10 protein-coding genes are annotated in these 13,407 nt (G+C 62.8%); 3 read left to right on the top strand and 7 right to left on the bottom strand.

What is annotated here, in order from left to right:
* Positions 1–455: 455 nt before the first annotated feature.
* On the bottom strand, positions 456–1,001 hold the full coding sequence (locus ACZ60G_RS03665; RefSeq protein ID WP_465806975.1) for a hypothetical protein: 546 nt from the start codon (positions 999–1,001) through the stop codon (positions 456–458).
* Positions 1,002–1,112: 111 nt separating this feature from the next.
* Positions 1,113–3,269: a hypothetical protein gene (locus ACZ60G_RS03660; protein ID WP_465806974.1), complete on the bottom strand. Its 2,157-nt coding sequence runs from the start codon at positions 3,267–3,269 to the stop codon at positions 1,113–1,115.
* Between the two features lie 2,260 nt (positions 3,270–5,529).
* Between ACZ60G_RS03660 and ACZ60G_RS03655 the strand changes: the two genes are divergently transcribed.
* Positions 5,530–6,801 carry a diguanylate cyclase domain-containing protein gene (locus ACZ60G_RS03655; RefSeq protein ID WP_465806972.1) on the top strand — a complete coding sequence of 424 codons (1,272 nt, stop codon included), beginning with the start codon at positions 5,530–5,532 and terminating at the stop codon, positions 6,799–6,801.
* Between the two features lie 673 nt (positions 6,802–7,474).
* Here the strand turns inward: ACZ60G_RS03655 and ACZ60G_RS03650 are convergent.
* Both ACZ60G_RS03650 and ACZ60G_RS03645 read right to left on the bottom strand, forming a co-directional pair.
* Positions 7,475–8,674: an FAD-dependent monooxygenase gene (locus ACZ60G_RS03650; protein ID WP_465806970.1), complete on the bottom strand. Its 1,200-nt coding sequence runs from the start codon at positions 8,672–8,674 to the stop codon at positions 7,475–7,477.
* 159 nt (positions 8,675–8,833) lie between these two features.
* Entirely contained in the window at positions 8,834–9,163 is a 330-nt protein-coding gene (locus ACZ60G_RS03645; RefSeq protein ID WP_465806968.1) for a hypothetical protein, read from the bottom strand.
* A 279-nt stretch (positions 9,164–9,442) separates the two neighbouring features.
* On the opposite strand from ACZ60G_RS03645, the gene ACZ60G_RS03640 reads away from it, so the two are divergent.
* The gene (locus ACZ60G_RS03640; RefSeq protein WP_465806967.1) at positions 9,443–9,787 is read left to right on the top strand and encodes a YrdB family protein; all 345 of its coding nucleotides are present in this window, start codon (positions 9,443–9,445) and stop codon (positions 9,785–9,787) included.
* 51 nt (positions 9,788–9,838) lie between these two features.
* Here ACZ60G_RS03640 and ACZ60G_RS03635 read toward each other — a convergent pair whose 3' ends face one another.
* The 3 genes from ACZ60G_RS03635 to ACZ60G_RS03625 form a co-directional block, all read right to left on the bottom strand.
* The gene (locus ACZ60G_RS03635; protein WP_465806966.1) at positions 9,839–10,168 is read right to left on the bottom strand and encodes a hypothetical protein; all 330 of its coding nucleotides are present in this window, start codon (positions 10,166–10,168) and stop codon (positions 9,839–9,841) included.
* 268 nt (positions 10,169–10,436) lie between these two features.
* Complete coding sequence (locus ACZ60G_RS03630) at positions 10,437–10,658, bottom strand: hypothetical protein (RefSeq protein WP_465806965.1); 222 nt, start codon at positions 10,656–10,658, stop codon at positions 10,437–10,439.
* A 1,036-nt stretch (positions 10,659–11,694) separates the two neighbouring features.
* Positions 11,695–12,633, bottom strand: coding sequence for a DMT family transporter (locus ACZ60G_RS03625; RefSeq protein ID WP_465806964.1), 939 nt, complete (start codon positions 12,631–12,633; stop codon positions 11,695–11,697).
* A gap of 156 nt (positions 12,634–12,789) precedes the next feature.
* On the opposite strand from ACZ60G_RS03625, the gene ACZ60G_RS03620 reads away from it, so the two are divergent.
* Positions 12,790–13,242, top strand: coding sequence for an Lrp/AsnC family transcriptional regulator (locus tag ACZ60G_RS03620; protein ID WP_465806962.1), 453 nt, complete (start codon positions 12,790–12,792; stop codon positions 13,240–13,242).
* Positions 13,243–13,407: the final 165 nt, after the last annotated feature.

The raw sequence follows: 13,407 nt of genomic DNA, 5'->3' as shown, positions 1-13,407 counted from the left end.
TCGAAATCTCGAGCCGCTCCACACGTCGACTTCCGCGTCGTCTTCCAGCTTCCTTCGGGATTGCGGGCAGTCGACGATGAGCCGTCGAAAGGGTTTGCCGGACAACCGCTCCCACGTGAGTGCTCCCCGCCATCCAGGTAATCGAGGGCATCGACGGTTGCCCCCACGCTACGACATTCCTCCGCCTCGGTCATGGCTTGGACTACTCGACAACGTGTTGGTCGACCCGTTCAGGTTTCGCCGAGCTACGCTATTGATCACGCTCTTGGGCGTACTACTGCTTGGGCTGGTTGTCGTCGCCGGTCCATCGGTTGGGGCCGCCGTGATCGGTGCGGTTGGTTCAGGAGTCACGTTCGGGTGCGTCCAGCGGGGCCACCGAGCGCGAACCTCAGCGGAGGTCCGCGAGCCGTAGTCTCCGACGTGTCCAGGGGTTGTGGTTAGCCGTTGAGCGTTACTCAGGGTGAAGCTGGGAGGCCCTCCTTCTTCCGCCTCGGCCTGATCACGACTCCGGCCTCCCTCAGCACCTTCGCCACCGTCCGCTTGGCCATGTGGTGCTCCACCTTCAGCTGAGCCATCGACGTGCTGGCCTCGTACTTGGCCACGATCTCGGTGGCTTCCTCGGGAGCCAGCTGCTTCTTCGGGCTGCTAGACGCTCTTGGCCGTGAAGGTCGCGACCTGCGCGGTCCGCTTTGCTCGATCCGTCTCTGCAGCTCGGTGAAGTCTTCCAGCAGATCGGTCCGGTTCGAGTAAGTTCCCGCCATGTCCACAAGGGTGGTCTTACTCGAACCGGGGTCTTTGACCCCGGAAAGGGTAGGACCACCTTCGTCGTTTCTGGACCTCTTGCCTCCGCTGATCGACCTGGTGATCGCCTTGTGGAACTGCCTACCGCTGTCTGCGGCCTGGTGGAGGTCGGCAAACGGCTCGCTGAGTCGGTCGGCCTTGACGCCGTCAATGTCCAGGTAGAACCGCTCGTCGTGTTCGGAGGTGTGGCCCTGTGGCACCGTGAAAGGTTCAGTCAAGGATCTTCGGTCCGGGTCAGCTGGGTGGTGATCCGTCGAGAAGAGTGGTGCGATCTCGCCACAGGCTGTCAGCTGACGGATGGCTTGAAGGCGCTACGGCGATTGAGGCGATGCCGCGGTTCGAAAGACTTTGTGCCGTATGTCCGTGGGGAGGCTGAGAATCTTTTTGACTTTATCCTTAAGGCCGTCGACTGCTTTTTTCTGTCCGTCGTAGCTTGACGTTTCCCCCATAAGGATCATTACCCACAGCGCTAGTGGGATGACGGCCAGAAAGCTCTGACGAAAACTGATACCGAAATAAAAGAACTGGAAAACGGTCGTACCGGCGAGAGCGGCCAAGCTTAACGGCAATAGCAGATACCACTCAGCATTATATTCAGACTTATAATCGGGCTCCGGCCATTCGCTGACGCGACGTTGGGCTGTGCGTCTGAGCGTGACACGCTGGCGCCATAGGATGGCCTGGTCGATGACAAAAAGCGCTATACCGAACATGCCGACAACTCCAAGTCGAGTCAGCGCGTGCTCTGCCGGACCGACTATTGCAGTGCCCAGTACGGCGATTATTACTGATGCAAGGAAGGCGATATGGCTTGTGGTGAGCGACAAGCGCCTTTTCAAGAGCTGTTCCCAGCGCGGGACAAGCAGTTCGGCCCGCGAATTAGTGGTGAGTTCTTTCGTTTCCTGCGTGCCCGGCTTTTTCTGCTCAAGGCGCTTCGAGCGCAAATCCAACAATTCATCGATGCTTAGCGGATCGATCGGAGCCGGATCCCGTGCAAGCACACCCGCATCTCGGAGCGCCAACACGATGTGCGCCTTGTTAACAAGCTGAGCGTTCGCAATTGTTGCCGGGAACGGGGGCTCGACGAAGCTCGTCCCTTCGACCGACCACTGGTTCTTGAGCAAGTAGTACTCGGCTAGGGTGATCGAACTCAGTAACGCCACCATCCACCACATAACCAAGGGGGTGAATGCCGCGGAGGCAGCCGCTACGAACACAAAGCCGACGCGGACGCCGTAACCCACCGCGCATAGACCGATCAGGAACCTCGCCTGCCAAGGGGTGGCATCGGACAGCGACTTCATCCGTCCCCCTTTGACTTCCTTCCTTCCCTTTTCAGTCTGCACCTCCCTTCCTTCGCGCCGGAGATAAGCCTTCGTGGTTTCGTAGAGCCAGGTGAAGGTGGCGAAGATGGCGCACATCACGCCGATGCCCACCCACTCCTGCCATGTGAAGCGGTAAACGAAGCCAAAAGCCAAGAAAGCAAGGAAGCGGTAGCCCATCGACGCAGCAATGATCTGTTCCCGCTCTTCGGACCAGTCGAAGTTGAGGCGGCGGCGCGCATCCTTGGCAGGGTGCGTCGTGTCAACATCGCGATCGCGAATATCGTTGATCTGGTACCGAATTGGGTAGAGCACCAACTCCAGGAAAACCCATGCAAGGAAGCCTCGTACGATCGCGATCTCACCATGCGGGGTAGCGAAGTAGACCGCCGCCAGAGCGGTTAGCGAAATTGCCAACTTGACGCCGTGGTCGCTCAGCGGCCGAGGGTAGATCAAGAAGCTGATGAACTCTCGATTATCGCTCTTCTTCGAATGTCGTTCTTCCGACGTGTAGGCAGCCTTGAGCCCGTTCTCCCACAGTTCGTGTGTATAGCGTCGCGGCTGGGTAGACAGGACAGTGGTGAACCGGGCGATCAGGAATGACATGTGTGCATAGACCGCCGCTGCGACGATCCGCAGTGGAATAGACTCCACCAGACAGAGCGGAATAACGATGCCTGCCACAAGTATGGCCAGGCAGGCGACCCAGATGACGCCGTTCAGGGGTCGGATGCTGTACTTCCGTCTTCCCTTTCCAACGAAACCCCCGAACATCTGCTCAGTCGACGGTACCAGGCGGTTCTGACGACGTCCGTCACCGTCCACCGTCCAGATGGTCAGTGGCTGAAGCTGGTTGAGATGGCGTTCGAGATCAGTAATGTAGATCCCAAGGGCCATAAAACGTGCGGCCGTCTGCAGTGATAGCAGTGCAACGAGCACCGCAAGCATCGGCACGACAGCGTACATGCCGTTCCACTCTGACGGAACGCACTTGTCCGTCACAGCAGCCGAGGAACACGGCCTGGGGATGTTCAGCAGCGCGGCGGCGATCAGTGCGGCACCGACCGCTGCTGACGCGTATGCCGATGCCAGACTGCCAGTGACCTTCTGATTGGCTTGCGCGAGTTCCTGTTGCAGCAGGCGCACTACTTCGTCGTGTTTCGGAACTGGAGGATTAATGGCAGGACTCGACTGCCCCCGCCGGATGGATCAGTCACGCCACAGATCATCCGCCTCTCTTCGCTCCAGCGTGCGCTGATCCCGAATCTTTTACGTCTGAGAGCCTTTGGAGCGGACTAGGTATCGCCGAATAGCTTGAGTCACTCGACGATGAGGGCCAGCACGAATCCGGCTCGATAGGTCAGAGCCAACTTGTCGTAGCGAGTGGCGATGGCCCGCCACTGTTTGCGTTGTGAAAGTGCAGTTCAATCACGTTGCGCCGCTTGATGGTTCGGCGTCGCCCCGGTGCCGGGTACCTGGGGGTGAGCCTTGAATGGGTCGGCCAACCGGGCTATACCGCGACGTCTCGGCGCGTTATGCGCCCGACGTACAGGCAGCAGTCCTGGGCAACGCTGGACCGAACAAGTTACGACGCTGCAGGCGCAGAAAGCGCGAAACCTGAAGAAATGCCACGGAACTGAGACTCGAGCCGAATGACAATCGGTGAGACAACCGACGAAGCCGCAGGTCAACCAAGACCGACATGTCACGCGATCTGAAATCCTATAACTTTCCGCGCTACAGCACCGATCGCCGGAGGTTTAGGCTCAATTCGTTTCTCGCGGCCCCTTCGAAGGGGTGGTGGTGTCGAGCTGGGTGATGGTGATGTGGTACCTCCCGAGCGAAATTTCTGGACGGCGGAGCCACGGTTATGCAGCCAGGGTCGGGCACGGTTTCCGGGAGTGGGACGCCGACCGCCTGTTCGAGGTGGTCGACTTGACGAGTGAGGACGCCCCTTTCTGACCCCGGGGTGTTTGGCGGCCTGGTCGAGGTTGGGACGTTGAGCCCGGTTCGGTGGCTGGCGGGCGACGTTCGAACGAGGGTTCGTTGACGGTGCGGTAGCAACGCAGTTGGGCGTTGTCGGCGTGGGCACTGCGCTTGGCGGTGGATGATCCACGGCTTGGGAGTTCCGGTGCGAATGCCGGCGCAGGCGCCTCACCCGCAACATGATCCGAGGATTCAGACTCGAGTTGTCACGTCGGCTCGACGACGAGCCAGCAGCAAGCAGCCACCGGCCACGCCAGCAAGCAGCGGGTGCACGATACGGTCCCGCATATCGACCGGGACCACCCCCAACAGGTCGGCGCCATGAAACGCCTCCAGCCCGGTTGCGACCGTGTACACCACGCCGACCAGCGCCACGGCCGGCCACGCCGCTTGCGGGCACGCGAAACCCACCAACCAGTACCGACAGCGACACCAGTTGCCACGCAGCTCGCCAACCGTCACCGGGAAGGCCGAAACTCGCTTCCCTCGCCAGGGTCGTCACGGCCCCGCACGCCAAGCAATACCCCGACCATCACGCAGTACCAACGCGGCGCACAAACGACACCAACCCAACCTGGACGCATCCGAGCCCTCCGATCGATCTCGTTAATGCCACTGTTGAAGAAGGGGTGGAACAGGTTGAACAGGGGTCCTTCGACGATCAACGCTAGTACGGCGAGGTCAGGGCACTGAAAATTTCTTGTAGCTCGTGGTGCGCCTGCCGACGCCGACCGGAACAGGCAGGGAGCCCAGGCCCTCGACTGTGGGCCGGGCTCGGGGTGGGAGCCGTATGAGCGGCGTCGGCCCACGGTGAGCACGTCTGGTACCGGACGGTTGTACCAGGGGCTGCGGATCGGACGTTGCTCCACCACATCGAAACCGGAGCTCGTCACGACCTCGCGGATTGTCAGCGTTCACGGAAATCCCCAGGTTGATCCGGTTTTGTGCAGGCTCAGGACCTGGTTGTCTTGGCAGGCTCGTGACCAGGCTGGCACCCAGCGACGAACAGGAGGATCAAGCACCAGCAGAACTCACTGCCTGACCGAACCTCGGATCATGCGGTGACCACCCGAGTTACACCACGCCCCGGGACTTGACCGTTTCTGACCACGGATGAATGGCCAGAAGTCGATGCTTGCCAATGAATGTCGATGTGCTGCTGGCCTTTCCGTGAGAATCGAGCGGTGACGGGAAGAAGGCGTACCGGGACGCGGGTGAACAAGGCTGCCTGGACAGTTTCACGATGGCTGGGGCGGGCGCGGTTGTCGACTCGATCGGGCGCGGGCCGCCCCGTAGGGCGAACGGTTGTGGCGCCTCCGATACAGGCGGTGCGGTTCTTTCGTATGCTCATTGTTAGCGGATGGGGAGGGTCGTCAGTGCTGGACCTTGAAGGTCCAGCGATGGAGGAAGGTCCTCGCGGATGGACAGTCGCGAGGTTGCCGACATGGCGCGGGACTGGTCGGCAGCCCTGGTCGGTTGCGGTGGCGTGCCGGCATCTCTGCCGCACGACATCCGCCAGTTGACGACAAGATGGATCGTCGAGCTGGAAGCTGCCTTGTCGGCTGAGTCGTTCGACCCGTCGCCCGCATGCCGAGTCGGCGTCGAGATGGTCCAGTCGAACCTCACGATCCCCGCCATGATGACCCCGACCGCGGCGGTGCTGGCCGGTTTACTGGAGCGGTCACACCGGCCGGATCGGGCACAACGGTTCGGCGCGCTATTGGGAGAGTTGGGCCGCGGCTACACGACCGAACTGCTGAACGTCCACGCCCGCAACCAGGAGGCTGTCGACCAACGCTTCCGCGTGGTGTTCGACAACGCCGCGGTGGCTATCGCGCTCTACGACAGAAACGGCATCACGCTCGAGGCCAATCCCACAACGGCACGGATGGTCGGGATGAACCGGGAGAACCTGCCGGGGGTATCCGGTCTGGACTTGATGCACCCCGACGACCGCGAGAAGCTCCGTCAGGAGGTCGTCGGTCTACTCGAGCGCAAGAGCGGTACCGCGCACTTCGAAGGCCGCTTCTGCCGCCCCGACGGCAGCGTCTGCTGGGGTGCATGGACGATGACGCTGGTGCTCGGCGCGGGCGGACGCGACGTGCGCGTGCTCGCCGTCGGGGAGGACATCACCGAGCGGCGGGCTATGCAGCAGAAACTGTGGTGGCAGGCCCGTCACGACCCGTTGACGGGTCTGCCGAATCGGCGTTGCTTGCTCGAGCAGTTGGAGGCCATCGTTGCGGTCGCCCGTCCCGCCGATCACATCGGTTTGTGCTTCCTCGATCTCGACGCGTTCAAGCTGATCAACGACCGCTACGGCCACCGCACGGGAGACAGCGTGCTGGCCGAGGTCGGCCGCAGGCTCGATGCGACCCTGACCTCGCCGACGGTCACGCTGGCCCGCATCGGAGGAGACGAGTTCGTCGCGCTGCTCGCACCGCCCTGCGACGACGACACAGCCCACGCGGCCGCCGAGGCCATGCTTTCGACGCTGCGAAACCCGATTCCAGTCGGTCCCAGTGATCTGCTGTCGATGTCGGCCAGCATCGGTGCTGTTGTCACCCCGGTTGCCGGCGCGAATGCCGAAAAGCTGTTGGACGACGCCGATGTCGGCCTGTACCGCGCCAAGGCCGCCGGCCGCGGCACCTGGGTACTGCGCCGCACCGACAACGGCCCCGCAACCAGGCAGTAGGCCCATAGCCCAGCAGCGGCAACCCGGAGTTTTTGTGGAGCTGAAGGCAACGCCGCGAGCTGTGACCAGGGCGAACGTACCAGTTCGACCCTGGTTTTGTCCGTTTCGGGGGTCGAACGACACGGAAACGACACGCTTTCAGCCCGAGAGCCGTCCCAAGGTCGCTGTGAAGTCGGGCGCTTCGGTCGGTTGGTCGATGTAGTGACGCTTGGTGACCGAGTTGTTGGCGTGGCCGAGTTGTTGGGCTGCGGCCTGTGGGCCGTATTGGTCGGCGGTGAGGGATGCGACCGTCTTGCGGAAGGTCTTGGGGGCAACCCACGCGAACTTCTCGCCGCGGGCTTGGCGCGACAGCCGGTGGAAGTTAGCCCGAGTCGGTCTTGGTCTACTCCTGGCGGATGAGTCCTTTGCCTTTGATTCGAATGATTGTGCCGGAAAAGGTGATTCGCGACGCCGGAGGAGCGCGAAAGATCCGCCGCAGCGATCCGTCCACTCACCTCCGATGAGCGGGTCGCATCCGGGTTGAAAGCTATCCGCGACTCATCGATCGTCACCACTGGGGATCTCGCAGGGCGCCAACACAACTGGAACCGCGTCGTCGACACCGCTATGTCGCTCCACGGGTAGACCGGTCGAGTAGTTGCTGCCCTGTGCCGGTGCCCGGCTTGTGCGGGGATCAGAACATCGACTGATCGGTCGGGGTCGGTTCGGGTGGGCGCCGTGGCGAGGGCAGTGCCATCGCGAGTTCCCCCCGTCGGGCAGCCCGCCACCGCCGCTGTCCGGAGTCGATGGCACGCCGGATCTTGCGCACAGTGGGTACCTGTGTGAGCAGGTGTAGCTGATATCGCCACGGCATTTGCAGCCCGTGCCGAGCCGCCATCGCATAGGCGAACTGCACGGCGCTGCGGTCGAGATACCGGTCGGCGTGTTCGAACCAGATCATGCTGGTACGGGCGGCGGCCTGTATCGGGCGCAGCGCAGCGCGCTGCTGCGCATCGTAGTTCTCCAGCGCGTCGGCGACCTCGGCATGCTCGTACAGGTTCTGTGCGAGCACGATGGCGTCGATGATTGCCAACCGGGTGCCCGAACCGATGGTGAAGTGCGTCGTGTGCGCTGCATCGCCGAGCAGTACCACGTTGTCGTGATACCAGGTCTTGTTGGTTACCTCGGGAAAGCGGCTCCACCTTGCGAACTCGCCTCGTGTCTTGCTGATCAACGAGTGACCGTCGAGAAGGCGCGTGAATATGTTCTCCAGAACACGCAAGTTCTCCAGGTTGTCCAGGGAATCGAATCCCAGTCCATGCCAAGTCTGCGGTTGGCACTCAACGATGCAGGTGCTGATCTTTTCGGCAACCGATGGGTAGGCGTGGAACCAGATCCAACCGGCCGAGGTGCGTTCGAAGGCGAAGGTAAATCGGGTGAAGACCCTGTCCGTACCGAGCCAGATATATCGATTCTCGCCGAGTGTGACGGACGTGCCGAAACGATGATTACCCAGCTGCCGTACCCGGCTGTTCGCGCCATCGGAGGCGACGATGAGATCGGTGTCGTCGAAGCCCGACAGATCGTGGACCTCTCGCCCGTGCTGGACATCGACGCCCAGGTCGCTCGCCCGTCGGGAAAGTACGTCGAGCAATGCCGCGCGCCCCATGCTGAACCCGTAGCCCCCGAAATGTGCGGTCTGGTCGTCGCGCACATGGATTGCCTGTTCACGCCATAGGACCGACCCGGCACGCACCGCCTGGGCGCTGTCGGGGTCATTCCGATACAGAATGTCGAGGAGGTCGTCCCAGTACACGACGCCCCAGCCATAGGTGGACCCGGGGGGATCGCGGTCGATCACCGTGATGTCATGGGCTGGGTCGCGTCGCTTCATCGAAATAGCGAAGTACAACCCGGCCGGCCCGCCACCGATACACACAATCTTCATCTCGTCACCAGCGCCAGCCCGGTTGGTCGAACCTGGCTTCACATGATCGGTACTCGATGCAACCGAGCCCGGCACGCTGTGCGTGTCCGGGCTCGGTCACCGGCGCTAGAAGCTGCCCCAGCCACCCCAGCCGAATGGGTTCCACCAGCCAGGATTCCATCCCCAACCGCCGCCCCAACCCCAACCGCCGCCGTGACCCCAACCGCCGCCGTGACCCCAGCCGCCGCCGTTGCCCCAGCCGCCCCAACCGCCCCAACCGCCGCCGTGACCCCAACCGGGGCTGTCGACGAGTTGGGTTGCAGATGCGGGCGTCGTTGCGTGTGCGGTAGGCGCTTGCGCCGCCGCTGCGACGACCGGAATCGCGGCAACTGCGGCTATACCGGCCGCCGCCGCCAACCGGCCGAACTTCGTGTGTGAATTCTTTCTCTCAGTCATGATAGGGCTCCGAATGCTGTCCCGACCTGCTCGAATTCTACGCGGTTTGGCCGAACTCCAGAAGTGGTCGCGTTGGCCCATCTATAATGCCGCCGCCTTCCGCATCGTTGCCCAATCCGAGGATGCCCGCGTACTCCGTGGCGGAGGGAGCCGGTGGCGAAGGCTGCAAAAGCAACAGGTCACGGGGCTTGCGACAAACAGGGTTGACGAAGCTGAACTCACCATGCACACTGCTCTCATTAGAGAGCAATGCTCTCGTAGGATCATGGGAGAACGGGCATGCAGGAAGTCTGGAAATGGGCCAACCTCACGCTGGCATTCGGGATGGAGTTGGTCGCGCTCGGGGCGCTGGGACTGTGGGGCTGGAAGACCGCCACTATGACTCCGGTCAAGCTCGTGTTGGCTGTAGGCGCACCCCTCCTCGCGGCGCTGGCCTGGGGCCTCTTCGCGGCGCCGCATGCGACATTCGACAACCCTCTGCTCGCGGTCGTCACCAAGGTCGTGGTTTTCGGCAGCGCTGCGGTCGGACTGTGGGCCGTGAGCTACCGATCGGTCGCGGTCGTCTTCGTCGCCGTCCTGGTAGCGAATCTGCTGGCGATCAGGTTTGGGCACCTGACCTTGTGAGCACGCCGCGTGATGTTGGCAGCGAGGCCGCGCGCCGGTTGCGCACTCGAGTCAGTCGGGTGTGCGGTTCTCGTCAGCGGCCTGGGCGGGACGGCGTCGGTGGCCTTGCGGGGTAAATGTGAAAGATGCTGGGAACGCGCCTGTGCCCCATCGGATCGCAAGCAGGATCGGTTCCGGGTGTTTGGGCGGCCAGCTCGGCTCTGTGCCGGGGTCGGTGCCATTCCAGAGGTGGAGGATCACCATCGGGTCGGAGGTGTCGGCTGTGGCGTAGGCCAGCGTCCTGCCGTAGAGCGGGTTGGTGCTGCCGAACAGCACGCTGGGGTCACCGAAGGTGCCGACGACTTCGGTGAGGGTGCGCTCGTGTTCGGTGAATGATGTCACGCATGAGGATCTCCGAAAACTCACCTACAAGCTCGCGGTGTAGCTGTAAGTGTCCATATCGGAGGGGCGGATGCCGTCTACTGAGCCGATATTGACCGGGTCGTCGGGTTCGGCGGCGGCGCGCAGTAGTGGCAGCAGGGCGACGGAGATCGGCTTCGAGACGAGTTCGACGATACGAGCTTCGGATTGTTGCGGCTCAGTGGCTTTGATGGTGACGGCATAGGTGGGGTGCGGCCAATTCGGCCAACGACACGCTCTCAGTGGGGTGTCATGGCCAGAGAAACAATCGTTCGTACGGTAGCCGTGGCAGCAGCAGACGTTCCTCGACCGCATAATGGATCAATTCGATTGTGAACCAACGTTTTCGTGTCCAATCGTTGATCACATTGCGCGCCGCGACGATGGTTGCCGCGTAGTCGAAGACCATGCCGCCCAACCAGATTCGCAGATGCACATCACTGCCGGGCCGGAGCCGTGTGTCGGCTGTCATGGCCTGGGCATTCTCGGGCAACGTCGGACGAATACCGCTGTCGAATCGGAGACCATACCATGCTCCTGACTATTTCATCATATATGATCTATATCTCAGTTAACTACGCTGAGCGGGCGGCGTCAAGCGTGCGCAGTGCGTCGAACACCTGCCCGGGGTGCGGTCAGCCGCACCCCGGGCCACGGGTTCGCTCTGGGTGGGACGTCACCGAGGCTGCCTCGCATTCATCGCAGATCCGCGGTCGACGGCGTCGGTCGCGGAGTCCAGCAAACCGAGGGCATGCTGACGCACGCCGGGACAGGTCTGGACGGTGGCGTGGTCGATTCGATGCGGATTGCTTTGATCGGCAGAACGTTCGATGGGCCGATTCGGCCGTCCCGTCGTCAGCACGATGGCTTGACTGCGGTTCAATCGGGCATCAGGCTTGAAGTGCAGAGCATATAATGCAGCGCTCTATTCGAGGAGACGATGCAGCTATGGCTGGCAAACATCTGCCTGAAGAACCCCAATCGGAACGAGGAGCCAAGGGCTCGCGAGACACCGGATCGGATACGCCGGGCGGCGGATCGGTAGATCGCCCGACTGGCACATTCGACCAAGAAGAAGTCACCTCAACACGCGACCACAACCCGGCAGAAGAACAGATAGGCACGAGCGGGACCCTCCCCCCGGGAGACGCGGAACCGGCCGTACCGCCCTACGAAGGCCGCCGAACGAGCGCCGATGAAATTACCAGCAGCAGAGCGGGCGAGGGGACCGGCGCGAATGTTGGAGGCGCTACACATCCGGTGGTCGACCCGAAGTCCAAAGCACCCGATCCCGATGACACTCCCGGGGGAGCCACCACCTCCCCGGCTGACGAGTAACTCGCATCGCGGGCTCCAGAATCCGAGGCCACTGACAGGGGTGTAGCGGGTGGCCGACCACGGCGGCATGGGCAGAGCCGAGGACTGGCTACACGATGGCGGCCCATGGCTGGCGCGCGACCGTGCCCCGCTCGAGGGCGAGAGCCCGCAGATCCCCGGGCCGGACTCTTTCATGCGCACTCGCCGACTGGGGCCGGGTCGGAAACCGCGGCTTTCTCGACCGCCGTTCGGCGCTCGATCAATCCGACTGTCACACCGGCGACGATGATCACGCCGCCGAAGACCTGCCCGAGCCGGACCGCCTCGCCGTTGATTCCCACCGCACCCAGCACACCGAAGACCGGTACCAGGTTGAGGATGTTGACCGCGACGCTCGAGGTCATCCGGCGCAGACCATAGTTGTAGAGAAGGAAGCCGCCGACGGAACATGCCACGGCCAGATAGGCAAGCAGCGCTGAGGCCGTGGCGTCCGGGAGCCGCCAGTCCGCGATCTCGAAGAGCGAGGCGAGTAGGAACCCGGCGGCGCCCGCCACGGTCTGGTAGTAGGTGAGATTCACCGCGTCCTGCCCGCGCCCCGCGTACTTGCCCAGCACGTTGTACCCGGCCCACACCAGCCCGCCGAGCAGCAGCAGGACATCGCCGGACCAGCGCCCACTGCCTCCGGCTTCCGCCCCGTTGCGCACGACCAGGAAGGCTCCCGCCGAGGCGAGCAGCACGCCACCGACCCGCAGGGGCGGCATTCCGGCCCGGAAGACCACCAGCTCCACGAGCATGGTCATCAGCGGGTAGGTGGCCACGATCAAAGAGGCGTCGGAGGCGGTCGACAGTTCGACGCCGATGTTCTCCAGCACGAAGTAGACCGTGATGCCGAGTGCGCCGCTCAGGTAGATCATCCGCCGCTGACGGGCATCCGGCCGCGCGACCGGAGTACGGCGCATGCGCACCATGATCCCGAGCAGCGCGGCGGCGAGCGTGAAGCGGATGGCCCCGATGGTCAACGGTCCGACGTCCGCCAGCACCTGCTTGGTCACCGTGTACGAACTGCTCCAGAACAGCGCGGCCGCCACGACCGAACAGATCGCCGAGATCCTGGTCCTCCGCTCGTCCACCCCTGATGCCCCTTCCCATCCGAACTTCCATCTCCGCCTGACCGCATAGTGGAGAAGCGCATCATGAACGGAACTACAGCGAGCAAGCTAGCAATTAGTCCGGGAACATGGCACGCTGGCCGAATGAAATTCGGCCCCCTGTAAGTGAGACGGAACATGGACGAACTAGATTCGGCGTTGCTGCGGCTTCTGCAGCAAGACGGTCGGCGCACCAACCGGGACCTGGCACAGGAGTTGGGCATTGCCCCCTCCACGTGCCTGGAAAGGGTGCGCTCCCTCCGTGAGCGCGGTGTGCTGCTCGGATTTCACGCCGAGGTGGATCTCCCCTCGATCGGCCGGGGGCTGCAGGCGATCATCGCCGTGCGGGTACGGCCGCCGACGCGTGCGATCATCGAGCAGTTCCAGGCCTTCGTGGCACGGATGCCCGAGGTGATCGGAGTCTTCGTGCTCACGGGCACCGAGGACTTCCTGCTCCATGTGGCGGTTCGCGACACCGACCATCTGCACGCGGTGGTCCTGGACAAGCTGACCGTGCGGCAGGAGCTCGCGGACGTACGCACCTCGGTGGTTTACGGGCACCTGCGGAAGAACGTCATCGAGCCGATTTGAAGCTCTCCCGATCGGTCCTTTGCTTACCGGCGACGTCAGCCCGGCGACGAACCTGAAAATAAGTCCGAACAATTACAGGTAACCGTGCGAATCGAAATTTCGGATGCCAGATCAGCGATGGGCAGACCGAAAAGTCAAGTCCCGGCGGCGGGGCGGGATCTGGTT

Source organism: Nocardia sp. NPDC102475 (assembly GCF_055584605.1).
This window is presented reverse-complemented; position numbering and strand designations above follow the sequence as displayed.

Bases quoted from the DNA above. Each gene is read 5' to 3' on its own strand.
- ACZ60G_RS03620 (WP_465806962.1), top strand. From the start codon at position 12,790: ATGGACGAACTAGATTCGGCGTTGCTGCGGCTTCTGCAGCAAGACGGT.
- ACZ60G_RS03640 (WP_465806967.1), top strand. From the start codon at position 9,443: ATGCAGGAAGTCTGGAAATGGGCCAACCTCACGCTGGCATTCGGGATG.
- ACZ60G_RS03650 (WP_465806970.1), bottom strand. From the start codon at position 8,674: ATGAAGCGACGCGACCCAGCCCATGACATCACGGTGATCGACCGCGAT.
- ACZ60G_RS03630 (WP_465806965.1), bottom strand. From the start codon at position 10,658: ATGACAGCCGACACACGGCTCCGGCCCGGCAGTGATGTGCATCTGCGA.
- ACZ60G_RS03645 (WP_465806968.1), bottom strand. From the start codon at position 9,163: ATGACTGAGAGAAAGAATTCACACACGAAGTTCGGCCGGTTGGCGGCG.
- ACZ60G_RS03655 (WP_465806972.1), top strand. From the start codon at position 5,530: ATGGACAGTCGCGAGGTTGCCGACATGGCGCGGGACTGGTCGGCAGCC.